The sequence below is a fragment of the Neisseria sp. P0006.S004 genome (assembly GCF_051963015.1).
Classification (GTDB): Bacteria; Pseudomonadota; Gammaproteobacteria; order Burkholderiales; family Neisseriaceae; genus Neisseria.
In genome coordinates, this window is sequence record NZ_JBQCUS010000001.1 from 283,512 (window position 1) to 305,089 (window position 21,578).

Below are 21,578 nucleotides of genomic sequence, written 5' to 3' on the forward strand. Positions count from 1 at the left end.
CTAATAAATACAAATATCATAGTAACGGTAACAGGCTGTAGCCGACGGGCAGATTCCTGCCCGTCGGCTACATAGGATACAGTCAAGCTCTAAAACCTACCCTTAATGCCGAAGGTAATTGTCCTGCCTGGGCCGGGAACCGGGGTGCTGGACATCGGGTCTAGGTAATAGCGGTTGGCAAGGTTGGTAACGCCGAAATTCAAGTCTATGTGCTTCCCTATGCGGTAGCGGGCATAGGCATCCAAAAGGGTGGCGGCATGCCAGCCGTAGGGTTTGCCGTTGCGCTCATACACCTTCCCCGCGCCGTCGGCAATCAGCTTGTCGTAGTTTTTCCGCTCCGCCTTGCTGTGATGGATGGCACGCATGCCCAATTCCAGTTTTTCATTAAAGAAGCGCGTGCCGACATCAAGGGTAAGCGAATATTTCGGCTGCAGGGACTGGAAGAAGCGGCTGAGGCCGAAGCCGCCTTCGAGGCATTCGGGTACGCGTTGCAGGTAATAGTCGAATTTGAAGGCGATGCCCTTGTCGCACACCATATGTTTCAAGCGGTAAGTGCCGCCGAAGGAGGCGAAGAAGCGGCCGCTGTCGAGGCGGCTTTGCAGTTCTACCCCCTTGCTGACTGCCTTGTCGTATTGGATCATGCCGCCGTCCATATTCGAGGTGTCGATTTGGTTTTTGATTTTATTGCTGTAGTAGGTGAGGCGGAGGTCGCCTTGGCGCAGCCTGGCGAAATGCGGGGCGAAATTGAAGTTGTAGCCGATTTCCCAGTTGGTGCTTTTTTCCGGCTTCAGGCTGTATTCGGCCACGGTCTGGCTGCCGTACAGCCCGCCGCTGCCGGTGGCGGCGGTCAGTTCGTAAAGGCTGGGGAAGCGGCTCATGCGGGCATAGCGGGCGAAGAGGCGGTGGTTGTCGGCAAGATCGTAGCTGACCGACAGCATGGGCGCCCAGGAATGCGCGCGCTGTTCCTGCGGCATGCGCCAGCGGTCGGCTTCGCCGAATTGATGCCGCATCCAAGCTGTACGGTTTAGGTCGCTATTGAATTCCAGTGCCTGATTATTGTCTTCTTTTGACGGAATTTGGTTTTCATTGGCCATACGTTCCATTTCTTCGCGTACCGGGTCGGTCATGTAAAGATGCGATCCTGGGATATAGCGGCGGTAGCTGCCGCTTTTTCCCTGCGGATTGTTTACCCTTTCGCGGTACATTTCCGGCGTAATCTGTATTTTATCGGTATCAAATTTGCCCGCGACCATTGGGATAATTTGCTTGCGGCGCAGGATATAAAGTGCGTCTTTATCTTTATCAGCCTGATTTTTTTTTGCAAAGCTGCCGTCAGCCTTGCCGTAAATACGGGTGTGAGACCAGGTGTCATCATAGTTATCGTCTTGTCTCAAATGATCAAAGCCATAGCCGTTTTTTTCGGTAAAGCGACGGTTCAGTTGCTTATACTCGTCGCTCTGCTTATCCATCTGATCCCAAAAATTGTGGTTGTAAGTCCGCCGCAAACCGTCTAATAAGCGCAAGTCTTCTTCATCCGCCAATTCGTAATAAGGCATCATCAGACCGGTAACATAGCTGTCCGAACCCAGGCCGTACTGATACCAGGGGTTGCGTGCGGCACGCTGCCGCGCCAGTTCGATATTGCGTCCTTTGAAGTTCTGATAGCGCACGCCCGCCTGTATGTTCAGGCGGGAAGTCGGTTTCCAATCGAATACCAGGTTCGCGCCCCATTCGCGCTTTTTCGCCGACTGCGGGCCGCCCAAGGCCGCCATGCGGGTCAGTACGCCGAAAGTATTCATCAAATCATTGCTGTCGGCGGTATCGGTGCGTTCTTCCAGAGTTTCGCGCTGGTAGTCGGCGGCAAGGGTGAGGCTGAGTTTGTCGGAAAGGCGGAAGCGGTTGCTGAGGTTGAAGCCGTTGCGGACGACGTCGGTACGCTGCCGCGCGCCGGGAACGATGATGCGGTCGGGATGTTCGATGTAGTAGCGTTCCTGATTCAGCTTTTGCTTCAGTTCGGCCAGGTTCATCAGCTTGCCGATTTGGTTGGTCTGGTCGGTCATCACATTTTTATCGGCGGGCGTGATGGCGTAGTAGCCGCCCGTATGCCCCATCCAGCGGTCGGTAATCGCACGGTTGTTTTCATCGTGTTCTGCCAGCTTGCGGGCGATTTTGTCGGGCGTGTCTTCTATCATGCGCAGCACTTCTTCATGGGTTCGGGCCGAGCCGTAGGTGTTCGACGCCATCGCGCTTTCGCAGCTTTCCCCCCGCAGGTTGGGCGACGGTTTTTTGCGTATGTTGCACCAGTACCAAAGGTCGTACTCATAGTCGGGCGTAATAACGCCGACGACGGGGCCGCCGCTCTGATGGCGGTTGCTGTCGGTTTTCACCCGCCACATATCGGCTTGAAGGTCTATCCATTTGTTGTTTTGCGGCTTCCATTCGTAGCCGATTTTGTAGGTTTTGCTGTCGATTTTCGTGCCTATCCCCGGTGCCTGCTGCGCGGGTTCGTCTAGGGATTGTTCGGCGAAACCGAGTATCCATGCCGTTATCAGGGGGTTGATTTCGCCGAAGCCGATTTTGTTGTCCATATATTGCAGGCTGATTTTTTGGTTGCCCGGCAGATACCAGTTGTTTTTCAGCAGCAGGGTTTTGGTGTCGGTGTGGCTGTTCATGATTTCTTCGCCCGGCCTGAACAGGACGGCCATATTCGGCACCAGGCTGGCGGAAGATTTGCAGAGTATGTCTTTTTCCCGCCATGATTTGTCAGGATACTGGTCGTAACAGGCATCCGCACCGTAAATGGGGTTGTTGAGGTAGCTTTGATAGCCGCGTTTGCCCGCGTAGTAGTTGCCCTTTTGGCGGTGGCTGTATGCGGCAAGGCCGTCTGTAATGTCGGTTTTGAAGGCGGCGGACAACATCAGCTGCCTGTCGTCTTTGAAGTTGGTGTGGCTTTTGCCGCCCGCATACTTCGTACCCGCTATGCCTTCGTCCAACAACAGGGCGGTGGGGGAAGGTTTGCCGGTATAGCCGGTTAATACATCGGGCATACCCGATACCCCGTCCGCCGTCGCGCCTATGGGCGAGAGGGTGCGGTAGTCGCGGCCTAAGAATTGGCGTAGGTCGTTTTTCTGCGCCACGGTGTTGCCGGAAAACTCGGTTTTGACTTCGATTCCCCAGTTTTTGCCTTCGGGGATGATGTCGGCGGGTTCGATGGTGCGGATGGACATCGCACCGCCGACGCCCGATTTCACGCCGCGCGTCATGGCGGGGCTTTTTTCCACCGCGATGCTGCGGAACAGGGCGGGGTCGAGGTAGTTGCGGTCGCCCACGCCGTAGTTGTTGAGCCAGACATCGACCGTTTGCTCCGTGCCGTCCAGTGTTACGGGGATACGGCCCTTGCCGGTGATGCCGCGTATGTTGGGCGTAATCGCGCCGCCGGCGGTGCGGGTATTCATGTTGTACACGCCGTTTAAGCCTTTGAGTACGTCGCCGGCGGATTGGACGCGGTAGCGTTCGAGGTATTCTTTGCCAACATAGGCGTTGGAGACGTTTTTGTAATACACATCGTCCGCGCCTTTTTGGTCGTTGGTACGTTTGCCACTGACAACAACGGTATCCAATTCTTGGTATTGTTCTGGTTGAGCTGAGGTTTCGATGACATTAGCAACGGTTAATGTACTGAATGCGCTGGCAAGGCTGAGAATGATTATTTTGGGTTTGGGAGTAAAAGCAGACATAGTTTCTCTTTGTTAAGAATTTAATATAAGAGGTTAAAATACTCTTTTATATAAAAAATATAAAATTTTTAAATATTATTAATATTTATCTAATAATTGATTATGCTTATCATTATTGAAGTAATCTAATAAATAGTCGTTTTTATCATAATTTTGTTTGGATCATATTCAGATAAATAGAGATATGAAAAGGCCGTCTGAAAACTTTCAGACGGCCTTTTGTTTCATTTGCTTTGAGAGTTAATCAAGCAAGATTATTTTTCTGCTTCTTCAAAGCCGACGACTTCGAGACCGAAGCCGGTGAGGCCGGTAAAGGATGACGGCTGGCCGAGGACGCGCAATTTTTTGACGTTGAGGCCGGCGAGGATTTGTGCGCCTATGCCGTAGCTTTTGCTGTCCCATTTGTAGGCTTGGTTTGCGCCTTTAGGCAGGGTGCGGTCGAGTAGTGTGGCGCCGTCTTCGGTACGGTGCAGGAGGATGACTACGCCGCTTTCGGCTTGTTGGATGCGCTCAAGGGCTTTGGGTAATGACCATGAATGGCGTGGGTTGGCTTGGATGAAGTCCATGACGCTGAAGGGCTCGTGGACGCGGACGAGGGTTTCTTCGTCGGCGGAAGGTGTGCCTTTGACGAGGGCGAGGTGGGTTTCGCCGGAGAGTTTGTCGACGTAAACGTGTTGTTGGAACTCGCCCCACGGGGTTTGTACGGGTGCGTTACCCATGTCTTCAAGCAGGCTTTCGGTACGGCTACGGTATTCGATGAGGTCGGTAATGGTGCCGATTTTGAGGTTGTGTTCTTCGGCAAATTTCATCAGTTCGGGCATACGCGCCATGGTGCCGTCGTCGTTGATGATTTCGCAGATGACGGCGGCGGGAATCAGACCGTTCATTTGTGCCAGATCGACGCCGGCTTCTGTGTGTCCTGCGCGGACGAGTACGCCGCCCTTTTGGGCGCGCAGTGGGAAGATGTGGCCGGGTTGGACGATGTCTTCAGGTTTGGCGGATGGGGAAACGGCAGTTTGAATGGTCAGGGCGCGGTCGGCGGCGGAAATGCCGGTGGTAATGCCGTGGGCGGCTTCGATGGAGACGGTAAAGTTGGTGCCGTATTGTGCGCCATTTTTTTGGGTCATCATGGGCAGGCCGAGTTTTTCGACCATTTCGCCGTCCATCGGCAGGCAGACCAGGCCACGTGCGTTTTTGATCATGAAGTTGATGGCTTCGGGGGTAACGAATTGGGCGGCCATCAGCAAGTCGCCTTCGTTTTCGCGGTCTTCGGCATCGGTGATGATGACCATTTTGCCGGCTTTGATGTCTGCTAGGATTTCGGGGATGGTGGAGATGTGGGACATGGTATTTCTTTCTTGGCTGATGGTGGGAGCGTGGCGGTCTTGGTGGTCTTGATCCAGCCACATGTCAGGCATATTGGCTGCCTGCTCGATTTTTCGGGCTTTTTTCTCGCCGAAAGATTTGTTTTTCAGCAGGGCGGACAGCTCGCCTTGGTTGATGGCGATGGCTTGGGCAAACTTGGTCTGCTGGCCGTTGTGGTGTTGTGTTATCCATTGCCGCAGGTTGTGGCGGCGCAGGTCGGTGGTATTCATGATGAGATGAAATTGAATTGTGTGTAATGGATTGTAGTCTTGTCTTTACCAAAAGGCAAACTTTGTTTGTTGAGATTTTTTATTACTTTTTGGTAATGAAATTTATTGTTTCAGACGGCCTGTGTATGGCTTGAAATTGACGGTTTTGGGAGAATATGGGGAATGTTTTGATGATTATTTTAACGGGGGATGTTTGAAATGAAAATGTTTGGGCGCGGATTGGTCGTGCTGGTGTTGTGTGCGTTGACGGCTGCAGGCGGCTGGTTTTATGCCCTGCATGGTCAGAACGAAGAACATCAGGTTTTGTCCCGTGAGGGGGTTTTGATGCAGATTAAGCAGATGAACCGCTTGGAAAGTACGGCATTTTATATCGATACGATTATCCGTACGGAGAAAAAAGGGGATTGGCGCAGGCTGTGGCAGGATTCGCAAAGCGGTATTTTTATTGTGCGCGGTAAGGTGTTGGCTGGTTTGGATTTGGACAAGTTAGGCGCGGACAATGTCAATATTGTGGACGACAAGGTAATTATCAGCCTGCCGGCGGTGGAAATCTTGAGCGTGGATTTGGAAAATATCGAAGTGTACGATATTCAGACCGGCTCGTTTAATTTGCTGCCTATGGATAAGTCGGTATTCAAGACGGTGCAGGAAGAAGCGAAACGACAGGTATTGCAAAGCGCGTGCAAGGCTGAGATTTTGGAACATGCCAACCGTCAGGCGCAAATGCAGTTGGAAAACCTGTTTGCATTGACACAGACAAAAGTATCGGTTTATCCGGCTGCGGTAGGGAAGTGCGGTTAAATAGATTGCTTGAAAAGATAAGGCCGTCTGAAAAATTTTCAGACGGCCTTTGTTTCATTAAGCCATTATCCGCGTCGTAAAACGGCGGTATTGATGTATTTTTGAATACCGGTGGCAATGGCTTGGGCGCATTGTTGGCGGAATGATTCGCTGCCGAGCAGCCGCTCTTCGGTAGGGTTGGAGAGGAAGGCGGTTTCCACCAAAATAGACGGAACATCCGGCGCGCGGAGGACGGCAAAGTTGGCCTCGTCAACGCGGCCTTTGTGTAATTGGTTGAGTTTGCCCAATTCGGTCAAGACGGAATGGCCGAGCTTGCGGCTGTCGCGCAGGGTTGCGGTTTGGGTCATGTCCAAAATCGTGTTGTCGACGTTGCGGTTACCGCTGGATTGTACACCGCCGATGGCGTCGGCGTTGTTTTGGGTTTGAGCAAGGAATTTTGCCGCCGAGCTGGTCGCGCCTTTGGTATTGAGCATATATACGCCGGTACCGCGAGCGGACGGGCTGGTAAAGGCATCGGCGTGGATGGATACGAATACGTCGGCATTGCGCGCACGGCCTTTGGCAACGCGTACGCCCAATGGGATAAAGATGTCTTCGTTGCGCGTCATGAATACGTTGTAACCCAAGGCTTCGAGGCGTTTTTTGGTTTCGCGTGCAATGGAGAGTACAACGTTTTTTTCTTTGAGACCGCTCGGGCCGATTGCGCCGGGGTCTTCGCCACCGTGACCGGGGTCGATCATAATCACGGGACGCCGGTTGCCACCGCTGCCGCGGTTGCTTTTAGGGGCAGGGGTATCGTATGCGATATTGGTATTCGGACGTTGTTTGGGAACATTGCCGTTGAGCAAGGCCATCATCGGGTCGTTGGCATCTGCGCCATGTGGATAGAGGTCGATAACCAAGCGGTTTCTGAAGTTGCCGACGGGGGCGAGCGCAAAGACTTGCGGATGGGTACTTTGTTTGAGGTCGATAACGATACGCACGGTGCTGGGCGTATTTTGACCGGCGCGAATGCTGCGGATAAAAGGGTCGTTAGACAGCACTTTGCTGGAAATGCCTTGCAGGACGCTGTTGATTTCCGCACCTTGAATATCCACGACCAACCGGCTAGGGTTGTCCAACATAAAATGTTGGTATTTCATCGAGTGGTTGCTCTCAAGGGTAACGCGTGTGTAGGCGTTCGCCGGCCAAATGCGGACGGCAAGGAATTGCGCAGGAGAGGCCGGTTTGGCCAATGTGGCACCAACGGGCGTGAGGGTGAGAAATAGTCCTGTGCCTTGACGGAGAATGTGTCTTCTAGTTAATTTGACCATGATTCTAAACTTTTTCGGCCTTGGTTTGTGTGGGCGGAAAAGGTGCAGGTTCTGCCCTTATCGGTGTACGTCAATGTAATGGTAATGTCTGCCGGAGGCGTGAATTCCCCACCTTGTTGCGGCCATTCGATGAGGCAGATGCTGTCGGGCGCAAACAATTCGTCCAAACCGGCATCTTCCCATTCCTCGGGCATGGTAAAGCGGTAGAGGTCGAAATGGTGGAGGGTGAATGTATCCAGCGGATAAGATTCGACAATGGTGTAAGTCGGGCTTTTGACTGCGCTCGTATGCCCCAGTCCGCGCAAAATCCCGCGTGTCAGCGTGGTTTTGCCTGCACCCAGTCCGCCTTCAAGATAGATGGTCAGCGGAGCGGAAAGCTGCTTGCTCCATTCTTCACCCAGTTGCAGGGTCGCTTCTTCATCGGGCAGAAAACGGGTGTAAAGTCCGTTTGAGTGCATGGAATAGGCCTTGTCGTTCAAAAGGCTTAATTATGATGGAATTGGCGGCGTTTGCAAACCTGATAAACGATAAAGTTAGATAAAGATAGTGTTGAGGCCGTCTGAAAACGGAATTCAGACGGCCTTTAATGTTAGAATGAAAATATCCCTCACAAAATTGCGAGACAGCTTATGCCTTTATCCATAGACGAACAATTATTGCCGCACCGCAATGCCATTGACAGCATCGATGCGGAAATCCTCCGTTTGCTCAACGAGCGCGCCAGTCATGCGCATGCTATCGGCGAATTGAAAGGGACAGGCGCGGTGTACCGTCCTGAGCGGGAAGTGGCCGTTTTGCGCCGGATTCAGGATTTGAACCGAGGCCCTTTGCCGGATGAATCGGTCACCCGGCTGTTTCGCGAGATTATGAGCGAATGTTTGGCAGTGGAGCGTCCGTTGACGATTGCCTATTTAGGCCCGAAGGGAACATTTACCCAGCAAGCCGCCATCAAACATTTCGGCCACGCCGCACATACCATGGCGTGTACCACCATCGACAACTGCTTCAAACAAGTCGAAACGCGCCAAGCCGATTATTTGGTGGCGCCGGTAGAAAATTCGACAGAAGGCTCGGTGGGGCGCACTTTGGACTTGCTGGCCGTAACTGCGTTGAAAGCCTGTGGCGAAGTGGTTGTCCGTATTCATCACAATCTGCTGCGTAAAGACAGCCACGAAATCGGCGGCATTACCAAAGTTTTCGCCCATGCCCAAGCCTTGGCGCAATGCAACGACTGGCTCGGCCGCAACCTGCCCAATGCCGAACGTATCGCCGTAGCCAGCAATGCAGAAGCAGCGCGTTTGGTTGCCGAATCAGATAGCCCGAATGTGGCCGCCATTGCTGGACGTATCGCCGCGGAAATTTATCAGTTGAGCTTTGCCGCCGAGTGTATCGAAGACGAACCGAACAACACCACGCGCTTCTTGGTGATGGGCCATCAAGAAACCGGCCGCAGCGGCAACGACAAAACTTCTTTGGTCGTCTCTGCACCCAACCGTGCCGGTGCTGTTACTTCTTTGTTGCAACCTTTCACCGAATTAGGCATTTCCATGACCAAATTTGAAAGCCGCCCAAGCAAATCGGTTTTGTGGGAATACCTGTTCTTCATCGATATCGAAGGCCACCAAAGCGATGAAAATGTCCAAAAAGCCTTGCAGCTTTTGGGCGAACGCGCTTCCTTCGTGAAAGTTGTCGGTTCTTATCCGACCGTTGTTTTGTAAGGATTATTGGGCATCAAAGGCCGTCTGAAAAGTTTTCAGACGGCCTAAATCATGTTCTCAATAGTTGCCATTTATGCAACATTATTGGAAGATTGATGTCAGTAAGTTTGCATGATTGGAAATGAACACTCTATAATCCGAACGTTTTTAATATTTTCATGCAAAGAAAGGAGCAAGCCATGACACGCAATACTTCAATCCGCTCAATCACATTCTTTGCAGCCCAAGCGTCGGTCTGACTTTCAGATAACGCTTTTCGCATTCCATGTCGCCCGCTTTGGGCTGCTTTCCCTACGATTATCGGCTAGAAACCAGGCCGTCTGAACATTTCACAGACGGTGGATATTTATTGTCATCTGTTGTCGGTTTCTATCCGTTTTAAAGAAAGCATAAACACATGGGCAATTATCCCCATCATATTCAAATTATTGCCGATTCAAATATATGGATTGAAGGCAACGCTGTCGCTCAGCTCGAAACCACCGCCCGATTACCGCATATGTTACGCGTTGCCGGAATGCCGGATTTACACGCAGGGCGCGGTTATCCGGTTGGCGCGGCATTTTTCAGCGACCGTCATTTTTATCCTGCCTTGATTGGGAACGACATCGGTTGCGGCATGGCGTTTTGGCAGACCAATTTACGCGCAGCCAAATTTAAACCGGCCAAACTCGCCAAACAGCTGGGTAATATCGATACGCCGCTAGACAAAGACGAACAGGTCGATTTATTAGGCGACACTGTCGATATGTTCCCATTTTCAGACGGCCTTGCCGTAGGTACGATTGGCGGCGGCAATCATTTTGCTGAGTTGCAAACCGTTGATACCGTTTATCACGCCGATCTGCTTCCGCCCGATTTTGATGAAAACCATCTGCAACTGTTAGTACATAGCGGTTCGCGCGGATTGGGGCAGCAGATTTTGCAACGCCATATTGCCGCCTTTGGGCATCAAGGTTTGGCAGAAGGGGGCGAAGCGGCGGCAGCCTATCTTGCCGAACACCAAACAGCCCTTGAATTTGCCAGCCTTAACCGCCGTTTGATTGCGGCCAGAATGCTCGACCGTTGGCGCGCAGAAGGGACATGTCTGCTTGATGTCCATCATAATTTTTTGGAACAAACCGAGATTGACGGCACAACCGGTTGGCTGCACCGAAAAGGCGCAACGCCTACCGATAAAGGCTTGGTCATGATACCCGGTTCGCGTGGCGATTACAGCTATCTGGTCCGACCTGCCGAAGATTGCCAAATTTCGTTGAATACATTGGCTCACGGCGCAGGTCGGAAATGGCAGCGCGGCGAATGCAAAGGCAGGCTGTCGCACAAATATACTGCTGACAGCCTGCGCCAGACCGAATTCGGCAGCGTAGTCGTCTGTCAGGATAAAGCCCTGATTTTTGAAGAAGCGCCGCAGGCTTATAAAAGCATCGACAGCGTTATTGCCGCCATGAAAAACGCCGGTTTGATTGAATTGGTCGCGCGGTTCAAGCCTGTTTTGACTTATAAAACCGGCGGCGAGTGTGGAGCGTAAAGATGAAACAGAATACACCAGCGGTTTATCTGCAAATTTCCACCGCGCAAGGGCCGGCAGAGTGCCGTATATTTGCCCGTTTCGTCTTGGTCAAATTGCTTGCCGAAGCGCAAGCAAAAGGCATTGATGCCGAACTTGTTACCGAAACTGCCGATAAGCACGGTATTTTGTCGGCAACGTTCAAGTTGGAAGGGCAAAAAGCCGAAAGCCTAGCGCAAACTTGGCAGGGGACGCTCCAATGGATATGCCCCAGCCCCGTCCGCCTGAAACATCCGCGCAAAAATTGGTATATAGGCGTTTTCCGCTTGCCCGATATGCCGCAGATGTATGAAATGCCGTCTGAAAACGGAATCGAGTTTCAAACCTGCCGTTCTGGCGGTAAAGGCGGGCAACACGTCAATAAAACCGAAAGTGCCGTCCGCGCTACCCATAGAGAAAGCGGCATTTCCGTGCGGGTCGAGAGCGAACGCAGCCAGCATGCCAATAAAAAATTGGCGGTCATGTTATTGGCACAAAAGCTGGCGGAGCATCATGCCGGACAAGCTGGAAGTTTTGCACAGGAGCAGCACGCGCAACTCTATCAAGTTGAGCGCGGCAATCCGAAGAGGACGTTTGTCGGAGCGACGTTTAAGGAGAAATAATTTATCTGCCGGATAAACAGGTATAGTGAAAAGATAAATAAAAGGCCGTCTGAAAACGTTCAGACGGCCTTTTATCGTTTTATCTAGCGTTCGCTCAACGCTTGTTTCATACGCGTGATCGGTTTGATCAGGTATTGGAAGATGGTTTTTTCGCCGGTTTTGATGTCCACCGTTGCAACCATGCCCGGAATAATCGGCATAGGTTTGCCGTTTTTGTCTTTCAGGGAGTTGTTTTCGGTTTGGACGAGAACGCGGTAATAGACTTGGTTCGGGTCGAGTTTCAAGTCGTTGGCACGGTTTTGCATGGAATTGCTGACGGTATCGGCACCAACGAGGGTAACCTTGCCTTCCAAACCGCCGTAGATGGAGTAGTCGTATGCGCTGACTTTAACCAATGCAGGTTGGCCTGCGCGGATAAAGGCGATGTCTTGCGGACGGATATAGGCTTCGACCAGCAGTTTGTCGTCAACCGGGACGATTTGCATGATGTCTTCGCCTGCGTTCACAACGCCGCCGATGGTGGTGACTTTTATGCCTTTGACGATACCGCGCATAGGGGCGCGGATTTGCGAGCGTTCAACCGGGTCGGCACGCATGGCAACATTTTCTTTGGATTGCGCCAGCTCGGATTCGGCTTGCAAAAGTTCGTTGTTGGCATCGGCTTTGTAGCGGTTGCGGCGTTCGGAGATTTGGGTGGCCAAGTCGGCAGACTCACGGCGCATTCTTAAGAGTTCGACTTCGGAAACCACGCCTTCGGCAACCATGGGGGCGGTAATGGCGATTTCGCGGTCAAGCGCGGCCTTGCTTTGGGAAAGGCCACTAACGGCATCGGTCATGGCTTGACGGCGTGCTTTGTAGGCGGCAATTTCGCGACGGCGGAGCTCAGGACCCACGCTGTCAGGGAAGGAGAGCTTGGTGCCGTAGGCCTCGGCTTTAAGGCGGGCAACAGTAGCTTCGAGGTTTTCGACTTTGGCTTCGCTTTCGCGCAAAACGGCGGAGCTGCGCGTGTCGTCGAGTTTCATCAGAATCTGATCTTTCTCGACCATATCGCCTTCTTTAACCATGATTTCGGTTACGATGCCGGGATCCAGGCTTTGGATTACTTGCTCACGGCTGCTGGGAATGATATTGCCGTTACCGCGGGTCACTTCTTCGACAGGGCTGTTGTATGCCCAGACGACGAAGACAATCAGGAAAAGGAAGAATAGGATGATGACCCAAAATTGACCGCTGTGTTTTTCTTTTTGAAGGGCGGCATTGAGGTCGTTGATGAGGTGTAGGTCTTTGGATTTGACGTTGTTTTCGCGGCTCATAATCGTGTATCTTTATTGTGTTTGGTGGATTTTAACCATTAGGGCAGGCCGTCTGAAAGGGTAAGTAGGTTTCAGACGGCCTTTTGCTTTATTGTGCTGCCGATTGAGGGGCGGCGGCAGCTTGTTGTTGCTGCTGTTTGACTGCGGCAGCTTGTTGCTGTTGTTTGACGTTGGCTGCTTTGGCCTGTTCGTTTTGCATGAGTTTTTGCAATACCAAGTCACGTGGGCCGTCCATCACGACTTTACCATTGTCCATCACAATGATGCGGTTGACGATTTGCAGCACTTGCGGACGGTGGGTCACCAAAAGCATGGTGCGGTTGCGGCCCCATTGGGCAATGGCATTGAGTGCCATGCGTTCGGTAGCCTGGTCCAGGCTGGTGGTCGGCTCATCCAGTAAGACGACTTTTGGGTTGCGCAAGGTCATGCGTGCCAGGGCGATGATTTGTTTTTGACCACCTGACAAGCCCAAACCGTCTTCACCCAAAGGCATATCCAAACCGCGCGGATGGTTGCGGATGATTTTGTCGAGGCCGAAACGGTTGAGCGCAGTCAGTAAGTCTTGGTCGGTAGAGTAGCTGCCGGTACGCGCCAAATCCATGTTTTCGCGCAATGTGCCGAGAAACAAGCGTGGCGATTGACTCAACAGCAGGACTTGATCGCGCAGGAAGTTGGGGTCAAGCTGGCGCATATCGACGCCGTCAAGGGTAACGTTGCCTTTTTCGGTATCGTACAGACCGCTGGCCAGTTTGAGCATGGTGCTTTTACCGCTGCCGATACGGCCCAAAATACCGACTTTTTCGCCCGGTTTGATGGTCAGGCGCAAATCTTCGACGGCGCTGTTGTTGTCGGCTTGATATTTGAACGATACGTTTTCAAAGGTAATGCTGCCTTGAACATTGTCCAACGTAATGTATTTGCGTTCCGGATTGCGCTCGATAGGGCGGGTAACGATGTCGTTTACGCCTTTGAGGGCAAGTTTGGCCTGCTGGAAGCGGGTGGCCAAACCGGCAATTTGTGCCAATGGCGCCAAGGCGCGGCCGGACAGAATCACGGAGGCAATCAATGCACCCATGGTGATGCGTTCCGCATGGTTGTCGGCATGAATCAAATAGGTACCGACAACGACCAAAAAGACGGTATTGAGCTGCTGCATGGCAACGGCGAAGTTGACCATGAAGTTGCTGGTGTCTTTAACCTTGATGGAAGAAGCGGAAGTTTTGGCAGTGTATTCGTCCCAGCGTTGTTGAGCCCAAGATGTGGCGTTGTTGGTTTTCAGGGTTTCGATGCCTTCGATGGCTTCAACGGCAAGGCCAGAGCGTTGCGAACCTTCTTTCATTGATTCGTTGATGTGGCGAGAGAGCGGGCGTTGTACGACAAAACCGACAATCACGACAATCGGAATGATGGTCAGGGGAACGAGTGCCAGTTTGCCGCCAACCATGGAAATCACGAAGATAAACAGCAACAGGAAAGGCAAGTCGACAATAGTCAACAAGCTGGCACTAGTCATAAACTCGCGCACGGCTTCAAATTCGCGCAGGTTGCTGGCGTATGAACCGGAGGAAGCAGGACGGTCTGCCAAACGCAATGCCATCACGCGGCGGAACAAGGCGGAGCTGATGATTAGGTCGGCTTTTTTGCCGGCAATATCGGTCAAGTGGCCGCGAATCATCTTGGCGGCAAATTCAAACAAAATCGCCAAGACCACGCCGATGCTCAATACCCACAAGGTTTCATAGGCTTGGTTGGGAATAACGCGGTCGTACACGTTCATCACATACAGGGAGCTGACGAGCGCAAGGAAGTTGATAATGATAGTGGCCAAAATGACTTGGTAGTAGTAGCTGCGGAAACGCCAAATGACTTTCCAAAACCATGCTTTGGGCAAATGGTATTCAGGTAGCTCCGAGCGCATATCGGTCGCCATTTTGGGTTTGATAAACCAACAGTAGCCCAAATACAGGCCGGAGAGCTGCTCATGGCTGAGTTCTTGTTCCAAACCGTCAACTTGGCGGATATGGTATTTGCGCTCTTGGCCGGAGCCTTCGATTTGGGTGATGACCGCTGCTTCTTCGTTGTGCAGGATAATCATGACCGGCACAGCGAGCGAGGGGATGTCTTCCAGATTGCGTTTGGATAAGGTGTTTTCAAAGCCGTGGCTGCGCAGGACTTCGACCAGTGAGTGATAGTTGACCTTGAGCTTTTTATCGCGCACGACTTCGGCGGACAAAGCGGCTTCGGATACGGGCGCACCCAAAAGGCGGGTCACTAAGACGATGTGTTCAATGATGGCTTTCATATTTTTTCGCGTAATGTTTTTGGTTTAACCGGCGGATATGGCTTTATTTTTGTGCCAAACCGACCCAAGCGGAGATTTTGGCCTGGGTATTTAAATAGTCGAGCGCCGCATCGCGGAAATCGTTGCGGGCGGCAACATAATCCTGCTCGATGGAGGATAACTCGCTGTATGCACTCAAAACGTCGGTCAGCGTACGTCGGGCGATTTTAAACTGCAATTCGTACACTTTGATGACTTCTTTTTGGGCGGCGATGTGTTGCGCCGTCAGCGCAGTACGCTGTTCGCTTTCTTGCATATCGATGGCGGAAGTTTGAACGCGTTCGTTCATGTCGCGCAGGATTTGTTCGGACTTAGCCTCTGCGGCAATCAATGATTTGGCATTGCGCTCTACATTGTGTCTTGCGGCAATATCCAGCACATTCCATGCAACGTTTAAATAAAGCTGTCTGGTGTTACGCGTCGCACTGCCTTCCAAATTGAGGGCAGGCAGGCGTTCGGCTTTGGAAGCGTCCAAATCGGCACGGACGCTGTCGCGCTCGGCTAATTGCGCCTGATAGGACGGATTGTTGTTGCGGTTGGGGTTGTTGAAGCGTTCGCTGATGGATTTCGCTGTGTCGTTTTTAAACGGATCTTCCAAATCGTTGGCAGTCAGTTGGCGCGAGGTATAGCGGGACAGTCGGCTCAGCGCCAAATCCATGGTGCGGCGTTGTTGGGCAATGATGTTTGCCACTTGCAGTTGGCGCGCGCGCGCTTCAATCAGCTCGGAACGGCGGCCGGCATCATATTTGACGATGGTATCCAAGTCTTTTAAGAGGTTGTTGTGGCGCGCCAAAGTCTGCTCGTTGAGGATCAGGGTTTCTTTTGCACGCAATGCGCTCAGATAGAGGCGGCCGATATCGCTGCCCAGCTGCTCTTGGCTTTCGGTGTATTTGTGTTGATAGTATTCTTCGCGGCTGCGGTCGCGGCGGACAGCGGCTTCAATCGCACCCCATGAGTAAATGTTCACACTGCCGCGCACGCCGATACCGTCATCCATGTCGTTGCTGTTGTATTTATTGTGTTGCGCCAGCACTTTCGTGCCGGTCAGGGTAACGACAGGATAATGGCGCGCACGCGTGGCTTTGGTTGTACTTTGCGCTGCTTCTTGAGTGGCTTTGGCTTCACGCACAATCGGGTCGCTGATTAAAGCGTCCCTGAGGATGTCTTGCAGGCTGTATGCAGAGGCCGTCTGAAACGGCAGCAGACAGCAGGCGACGGCAACGGCCGATGACAAGAAATGGGGCTTTGTGGGGGAAGAATAAATATGCGACATGATTTTTAACCAAATGATTTATATATTATCGTTGTCTGTATCGGGTATCGCCTGAGGCATGACCGGGCGAATTTTGAACGAGAACACATACATTTACAAAGCATAAAGCATTTTTTCCAGCTTTTCACAATATTCTGATGAAAGGTCGAGATACATGCCTTAAAGTATATTATTGCAAAGCGCGACTATCGTATCTAATGATTTTAATGTAAAAAATCTATCAAAAAGGCCGTCTGAAAGGATTTCAGACGGCCTTTTTCAACCTTAATCCTTACGTTGCAATACGGCGGCGAAGAAACCGTCGGTTTGGTGTTCTCCGGAGTTGAGGCGCAGGTATTTGCCGGTATCCAAATCGACCTTCAGACTTTGCAGCAGTTCGGCGCAGTTGACGAGTTCAAACTCGGGATGTTCGGACAGGAAACGTTCGACTTGCAGCTCGTTTTCTTCCGGTAACACGCTGCAGGTGGCGTAAACCAAACGGCCTTGCGGTTTCACCAGTTTGGAGGCGGCATCGAGGATACTGTGTTGCTGTTTCAAAAGGTTGGCCACGGTCTCGGCGGATTGGCGGTATTTTAGGTCGGGATTGCGGCGTAAAGTACCCAAACCGGAGCAGGGCGCGTCCACCAACACACGGTCGGCTTTGCCTGCCAGTCGGGCAATACGGGTATCGTGTTCGCTGCTGATTCGTTCGGGGTGGATGTTGGTCAGTCCGGCGCGGGTCATGCGCGGTTTGAGGTTGGCAAGGCGTTTTTCGGCGATGTCGAAGGCGTAGATTCTGCCTTTGTTGGCCATTTGCGCGCCGACAGCCAAGGTTTTACCGCCGGCGCCGGCACAGAAATCGACAATGATTTCGCCGCGTTTTGCGCCCACCAATAAGGCAAGCAGCTGGCTGCCTTCGTCTTGGACTTCCAGCGTGCCGTCTAAAAACAGTTCGTGTTTGTTAAGCGCGATTTTGTTTTTCAGGCGGATGCCCCAAGGCGAATAAGGCGTGGCCTCTGCATCGGCACTTTCGGCTTGCAACAATGGCAGCACTTTATTGCGTTTGCCTTTCAAAGTATTGACGCGGATGTCGAGCGGGGCAGGTTGGTTGATGCTGCGGCCGAAAGCGAGGATTTCTTCTTCGCTCCAATGCCGTTGCAGTTGTTCCACCAGCCATTGCGGCAATTCTGCGGCGGTATTCAGGCCGTCTGAAAACTCGGTTTTACGGGCTTTCAAATTGCCGAGAAACTCTGTTTCTTCTTCATCAAGCAGGTCTTTGATTTGGCTGATGTTGGTGCTTCTGCCGAGAACCAGTGCGGCGAGTGCGGCTTTGCGCGGCTGCGCGTGAGGGCGGCGCAGGGCGGTACTGATTTTTTGATAGTGGCGCAGCGCGGCAAAGGCGGTTTCGGCGATTTCGTGGCGGTCTTGGCGGCCGAGCTTTTTGTGTTCGCGGAAATAGGCGGAGAGGACGGCATCGGAAGGCTGTTTGAAAGTCAGCATTTCAGCCAAAACTTTGGCGGTATGGTCGAGTTGTGCGGCGTTCATAATGTAATGGGTTCTCTTAAAGTTGGTAAATGGTTTCAGACTGCCTTCATGATGCGTTCGATTTCGTGCCAAAAACCATCCGGCCGTAATTCCAAAACGGCAATCAAGCCTTGGTCGATGCGGCGGATTTCGGTTTCGTTTAATGCTTCGGTTTCGGCAACACGCGCAGGCGTGAGATAGGCCATACGGTCGAGCAGGTGGTAGCGGACTTCTTGGCATTCAAACCCGTATTCCGCCCAATCTTGAATATAGACGCCGCGCCAACCGTATGGATTAAGCGGCGGCTCAAAAGCATGGAAACCTTGTGGAAAAAATCCGATGCCACGCACGATGGAAGTAGGGAGAGGGTTCTCCGGCAGGCCTTGTGCGGCTAAGGTCGCTTTGCCTTGCAGCGTATGCAGCAACTGGGATTGCTGCACCAGTTTGGCAGCTTTGTCCGTCAGCGTGTCTTTAGGATTAAGGCCGCGCAGGTTTTGCACTTGGTCTCCGCCGTAGTATTTACACGCCAGCTCGATATGGTAGGGCTGTTGGTTGAGGGAAACGACAAAATCCGCGGCACCTAAAGTTTGGCCGTCTGAAAAAACGGGCAGGTTGTATGCGTGCAGTTTGGCGTGCGGCGCGTTGGCAAACCAGAAAGCCAGCAGTTCTTCGGCATAAATGCCGAGACGGTGGCCGAACGGGGCGCGTTGGGCAAGGTAATCCGTCAGCGGAGCGGGATCGGCGTCCAATGCCAACAGGTAGCGGAAACCGTGTTCCCCCAATAGTTCGCGCACGCTCAATTCGCAACCGCTTTGCCATAAAGGCGGCGCAGTCAGCAGCGAGGCGAGATCGCGGACGGGTTGGCTGGTGAGTTTCCACCATAATGCGTCTAGGGCGTAATTCATGCTTATCCGAATATTCAGTCATGCCGTCTGAAAAAGCTTGTAATGTTTTCAGACGGCCTTAATCAGTCTTTTTTATGGATACGGTGGCTGACGGTATTGAAAAAACCGCGCAGGATATCGATGTCTTCGGTTTGCGTGTTGGCGCGTCCGAACAGGCTCTGCATACGGCGCATCAGGCGTTCGCCGTTGCGGCGGTTGAAAAAGCCGATGTCGTTCATCACGCTTTCCATGTGGGCGACCATGCCTTTGATTTGTTCGTGGGTCGCGGCGTGGTCTTCCTGTTGCAGGTGGGTCATGGGCGAATCGGTTTGGCTGAAGATTTCGTAGCACACGACCTGCACGGCTTGGGCAAGGTTGAGCGAGAAATAGTCGGGATTGCCGTTGATGGTCATCAGTCGGTTGCAGGCTTGGACTTCTTCGATGTTCAAGCCGAAAGTTTCGTTGCCGAAAACCAGCGCCACTTTCTCGCCTCGGTTGGCGGCCTGCAGTAATTCGGGTACCAAGTCGCGCGGCGTTTGCAGCGGGGCGGTGATTTCTCGGCGGCGGCTGGTCAGGGCGCAGGCGATGGTGGTGTCGGCAAGGGCTTCGTCCAAAGAGGCGGCAATGGTGGCATTTTCCAAAACGTCTGCCGCGCCGGAAGCGAGGATGAAGCTTTCTTCCGGTAATTTAAACGATTGCGGATGCTCCGGATCGAACACGGGCGGATTTTCCGTCATCGGCGTTGCCATCAGATTTGGGGCGACGATGGTCAATTTGTGCAGGCCCATTGTTTTCATGGCGCGCGCGGCGGAGCCGATATTGGCGGGATGGCTGGTGCGCGTGAGGATGATGCGGATGTTGTCCAGATAAGCGGGCAGGGCGGGTTTTTCGGAAGTCATGTTTTGTTTTCTGTTTGTACGGGAATCAGGTATAATGCGCCATCTTTTTGTTTTCAGACGGCCTTTTTCCATGCCGTCTGAAATGTTCTTTAACAGCATCGGAAACGATTAACAGCCTCTTGTGTGCCTTGTTCGGCGCATTAGGGCGTATTTTACCTGAATTAGGAAGAAAACCATGAATCCGTTTTTAAATACCGCTTTCAAAGCCGCCCGTAAAGCAGGGCAAATGATGATTCGCGCCGCCGGCAATCTGGATGCCGTCAAAGTAGACAGCAAAGCATTCAACGACTTCGTTTCCGATGTTGACCGCAGCTCCGAAATGATTTTGGTGGAAGCGCTTAAAGAAGCCTATCCGCATCACAAAATCACTTGCGAAGAAGGCGGCTCCCACGGTAAAGCTACCGCCGAGTACGAATGGATTATCGATCCGCTCGACGGCACAACCAACTTCCTCCACGGCCATCCTCAATACGCTATCTCTATGGCACTCCTACACAAAGGCGTGTTGCAAGAAGCTTTGGTGTACGCACCTGAGCGCAACGATGTATACATGGCATCCCGCGGCAAAGGCGCGTTGCTCAACGACCGCCGCATCCGCGTTTCCAACCGCATCGAATTGAATCGCTGTCTGATCGGTACCGGCTTCCCTGTTGTCGATCAAAGCATGATGGACAAGTATTTGGCGATTTTGAAAGATTTCTTGGCCAAAACCGCCGGCGGCCGTCGTGAAGGCGCGGCTTCTTTGGATTTGTGTGCCGTTGCGGCCGGCCGTTTGGACGGTTTCTTCGAGTTCAACCTCAAACCTTGGGATATTGCCGCCGGTGCATTGATTGTCCAAGAAGCAGGCGGCATCGTTACCGATATGTCCGGTAATGAAGGCTGGTTGGAAAGCGGCGACATCGTTGCGGCTAATCCTAAGGTATTGGCGCAAATGCTGAAAATTATTTCTGATCACCAATAAGCGTTTGTAGGGAACGGTCTGTATTTATCGTGGCAGGCCGGATTCTCAACAATCGGTAAAAGGCCGTCTGAAACCTGAAATAGGGTTTCAGACGGCCTTTTGTTTTGTTATTAACGGATTCGGATAAAAGCTGAAATAAGGCTTTTAAAGAAAGCATTTTTAATTTTGTCTGTATTTTCTATTGCTTCGCAGTTATGATGTAGATACCTTTGGCTGAAATAATGCCGTATGCAATCATAAAAATAGAAAGCAGAGGAGAATAATGAAACGAGATTTTGAAGCAGTAAAACGCATTGTCATTAAGATTGGAACCAGTTCTTTGGTGTTGCCAAACGGCAAAATCAATTTGGCAAAAATCGACCAACTGGCCTTTGTCATTTCCAGCTTGGTCAGTAAGGGCAAAGAAATTGTGCTGGTGTCTTCCGGCGCGATGGGCTTCGGGCTGAATGTCCTTAACATGGAAAAACGTCCGGCGGAAATGGCGCAGCAGCAGGCTGTTTCCAGCGTCGGCCAAGTGGCCATGATGAGCCTTTATTCGCAGATTTTTTCCCATTATCGGATGACGGTATCGCAAATCCTGCTGACGCGTGATGTGGTTGAATATCCGGAAAGTTTGGCAAACGTTACCAATGCTTTTGAATCCCTGCTTTCCATCGGCGTCATCCCTATTGTCAATGAGAACGACGCGGTCAGCGTGGACGAGATGGACCATGCGACCAAGTTTGGCGACAACGACCGTTTGTCGGCAGTCGTGGCGAAAATCGTTAAAGCAGATTTGCTGATTATGTTGTCTGATATCGACGGTTTATTTGATAAAAATCCGGCCGTTCACGTCGATGCCAAGCTGCGCAGCCATGTTGCCGATATTACCGAAGAAATTATTGCTTCTGCCGGCGGCTCGGGCAGTAAGTTTGGTACGGGCGGCATGCTCAGTAAGATTAAGAGCGCGCAGATGATGTTTGAACATCATGGGCAGATGGTGTTGATGAACAGCGCCAATCCGCGCGATATTCTTCAGGTTTTAGATGGCGCGCCTATCGGAACGTGGTTTGCACAAGAGAAATAGGG

The 21,578-nt window shown here is 52.1% G+C and carries 16 protein-coding genes; 6 read left to right on the forward strand and 10 right to left on the reverse strand.

The genetic code is table 11. The features are described 5' to 3' along the window. Positions 1-89: 89 nt before the first annotated feature. Together tdfG and ribBA are read right to left on the reverse strand one after the other, a co-directional pair. Positions 90-3,737: a TonB-dependent receptor TdfG gene (gene tdfG, locus ACTHR2_RS01295; RefSeq protein ID WP_263341407.1), complete on the reverse strand. Its 3,648-nt coding sequence runs from the start codon at positions 3,735-3,737 to the stop codon at positions 90-92. A 254-nt stretch (positions 3,738-3,991) separates the two neighbouring features. Next, positions 3,992-5,332: a bifunctional 3,4-dihydroxy-2-butanone-4-phosphate synthase/GTP cyclohydrolase II gene (ribBA, locus tag ACTHR2_RS01300; RefSeq protein WP_070585768.1), complete on the reverse strand. Its 1,341-nt coding sequence runs from the start codon at positions 5,330-5,332 to the stop codon at positions 3,992-3,994. A gap of 189 nt (positions 5,333-5,521) precedes the next feature. Between ribBA and ACTHR2_RS01305 the strand changes: the two genes are divergently transcribed. After that, positions 5,522-6,133 carry a DUF4230 domain-containing protein gene (locus tag ACTHR2_RS01305; RefSeq protein ID WP_440375253.1) on the forward strand — a complete coding sequence of 204 codons (612 nt, stop codon included), beginning with the start codon at positions 5,522-5,524 and terminating at the stop codon, positions 6,131-6,133. 65 nt (positions 6,134-6,198) lie between these two features. Here ACTHR2_RS01305 and ACTHR2_RS01310 read toward each other — a convergent pair whose 3' ends face one another. Both ACTHR2_RS01310 and tsaE read right to left on the reverse strand, forming a co-directional pair. Further along, complete coding sequence (locus ACTHR2_RS01310) at positions 6,199-7,446, reverse strand: N-acetylmuramoyl-L-alanine amidase (RefSeq protein ID WP_263341411.1); 1,248 nt, start codon at positions 7,444-7,446, stop codon at positions 6,199-6,201. Then, entirely contained in the window at positions 7,434-7,904 is a 471-nt protein-coding gene (tsaE, locus tag ACTHR2_RS01315) for a tRNA (adenosine(37)-N6)-threonylcarbamoyltransferase complex ATPase subunit type 1 TsaE (protein ID WP_263341413.1), read from the reverse strand. The genes ACTHR2_RS01310 and tsaE overlap by 13 nt, the downstream gene beginning before the upstream one ends. Before the next feature lie 171 nt (positions 7,905-8,075). On the opposite strand from tsaE, the gene pheA reads away from it, so the two are divergent. From pheA to prfH, 3 genes are all read left to right on the forward strand, one after another. Further along, complete coding sequence (pheA, locus tag ACTHR2_RS01320) at positions 8,076-9,164, forward strand: prephenate dehydratase (RefSeq protein ID WP_070712296.1); 1,089 nt, start codon at positions 8,076-8,078, stop codon at positions 9,162-9,164. A 397-nt stretch (positions 9,165-9,561) separates the two neighbouring features. Next, positions 9,562-10,695 carry an RNA ligase RtcB family protein gene (locus ACTHR2_RS01325; protein ID WP_440375254.1) on the forward strand — a complete coding sequence of 378 codons (1,134 nt, stop codon included), beginning with the start codon at positions 9,562-9,564 and terminating at the stop codon, positions 10,693-10,695. A 2-nt stretch (positions 10,696-10,697) separates the two neighbouring features. Continuing rightward, positions 10,698-11,336 carry a peptide chain release factor H gene (gene prfH / locus ACTHR2_RS01330; RefSeq protein ID WP_440375255.1) on the forward strand — a complete coding sequence of 213 codons (639 nt, stop codon included), beginning with the start codon at positions 10,698-10,700 and terminating at the stop codon, positions 11,334-11,336. Positions 11,337-11,419: 83 nt separating this feature from the next. Here the strand turns inward: prfH and ACTHR2_RS01335 are convergent, their stop codons facing one another. From ACTHR2_RS01335 to ACTHR2_RS01360, 6 genes are all read right to left on the reverse strand, one after another. Beyond that, positions 11,420-12,649, reverse strand: a complete 1,230-nt coding sequence (locus tag ACTHR2_RS01335) for an HlyD family type I secretion periplasmic adaptor subunit (protein WP_004519515.1) — start codon at positions 12,647-12,649, stop codon at positions 11,420-11,422. A gap of 88 nt (positions 12,650-12,737) precedes the next feature. Beyond that, the gene (locus ACTHR2_RS01340; protein ID WP_440375256.1) at positions 12,738-14,951 is read right to left on the reverse strand and encodes a type I secretion system permease/ATPase; all 2,214 of its coding nucleotides are present in this window, start codon (positions 14,949-14,951) and stop codon (positions 12,738-12,740) included. A gap of 43 nt (positions 14,952-14,994) precedes the next feature. Continuing rightward, on the reverse strand, positions 14,995-16,224 hold the full coding sequence (locus ACTHR2_RS01345) for a TolC family protein (RefSeq protein ID WP_070608081.1): 1,230 nt from the start codon (positions 16,222-16,224) through the stop codon (positions 14,995-14,997). 303 nt (positions 16,225-16,527) lie between these two features. Beyond that, positions 16,528-17,787 (reverse strand): RsmB/NOP family class I SAM-dependent RNA methyltransferase, encoded by a 1,260-nt coding sequence (locus tag ACTHR2_RS01350; RefSeq protein ID WP_440375257.1) that lies wholly within the window; start codon positions 17,785-17,787, stop codon positions 16,528-16,530. Between the two features lie 35 nt (positions 17,788-17,822). Beyond that, on the reverse strand, positions 17,823-18,671 hold the full coding sequence (locus tag ACTHR2_RS01355) for a DUF1853 family protein (protein ID WP_440375258.1): 849 nt from the start codon (positions 18,669-18,671) through the stop codon (positions 17,823-17,825). Between the two features lie 62 nt (positions 18,672-18,733). Next, complete coding sequence (locus ACTHR2_RS01360) at positions 18,734-19,549, reverse strand: RNA methyltransferase (protein WP_440375259.1); 816 nt, start codon at positions 19,547-19,549, stop codon at positions 18,734-18,736. Between the two features lie 175 nt (positions 19,550-19,724). Here ACTHR2_RS01360 and ACTHR2_RS01365 point away from each other — a divergent pair, with 175 nt between their 5' ends. Continuing rightward, complete coding sequence (locus tag ACTHR2_RS01365) at positions 19,725-20,510, forward strand: inositol monophosphatase family protein (RefSeq protein ID WP_049344131.1); 786 nt, start codon at positions 19,725-19,727, stop codon at positions 20,508-20,510. A 262-nt stretch (positions 20,511-20,772) separates the two neighbouring features. Next, entirely contained in the window at positions 20,773-21,576 is an 804-nt protein-coding gene (gene proB / locus ACTHR2_RS01370; protein ID WP_263341433.1) for a glutamate 5-kinase, read from the forward strand. Positions 21,577-21,578 lie beyond the last annotated feature (2 nt).

Coding starts and splice junctions, on each gene's coding strand:
- tdfG (WP_263341407.1), bottom strand. CDS start 3,737: ATGTCTGCTTTTACTCCCAAACCCAAAATAATCATTCTCAGCCTTGCC.
- ribBA (WP_070585768.1), bottom strand. CDS start 5,332: ATGAATACCACCGACCTGCGCCGCCACAACCTGCGGCAATGGATAACA.
- ACTHR2_RS01305 (WP_440375253.1), top strand. CDS start 5,522: ATGTTTGAAATGAAAATGTTTGGGCGCGGATTGGTCGTGCTGGTGTTG.
- ACTHR2_RS01310 (WP_263341411.1), bottom strand. CDS start 7,446: ATGGTCAAATTAACTAGAAGACACATTCTCCGTCAAGGCACAGGACTA.
- tsaE (WP_263341413.1), bottom strand. CDS start 7,904: ATGCACTCAAACGGACTTTACACCCGTTTTCTGCCCGATGAAGAAGCG.
- pheA (WP_070712296.1), top strand. CDS start 8,076: ATGCCTTTATCCATAGACGAACAATTATTGCCGCACCGCAATGCCATT.
- ACTHR2_RS01325 (WP_440375254.1), top strand. CDS start 9,562: ATGGGCAATTATCCCCATCATATTCAAATTATTGCCGATTCAAATATA.
- prfH (WP_440375255.1), top strand. CDS start 10,698: ATGAAACAGAATACACCAGCGGTTTATCTGCAAATTTCCACCGCGCAA.
- ACTHR2_RS01335 (WP_004519515.1), bottom strand. CDS start 12,649: ATGAGCCGCGAAAACAACGTCAAATCCAAAGACCTACACCTCATCAAC.
- ACTHR2_RS01340 (WP_440375256.1), bottom strand. CDS start 14,951: ATGAAAGCCATCATTGAACACATCGTCTTAGTGACCCGCCTTTTGGGT.
- ACTHR2_RS01350 (WP_440375257.1), bottom strand. CDS start 17,787: ATGAACGCCGCACAACTCGACCATACCGCCAAAGTTTTGGCTGAAATG.
- ACTHR2_RS01355 (WP_440375258.1), bottom strand. CDS start 18,671: ATGAATTACGCCCTAGACGCATTATGGTGGAAACTCACCAGCCAACCC.
- ACTHR2_RS01360 (WP_440375259.1), bottom strand. CDS start 19,549: ATGACTTCCGAAAAACCCGCCCTGCCCGCTTATCTGGACAACATCCGC.
- ACTHR2_RS01365 (WP_049344131.1), top strand. CDS start 19,725: ATGAATCCGTTTTTAAATACCGCTTTCAAAGCCGCCCGTAAAGCAGGG.
- proB (WP_263341433.1), top strand. CDS start 20,773: ATGAAACGAGATTTTGAAGCAGTAAAACGCATTGTCATTAAGATTGGA.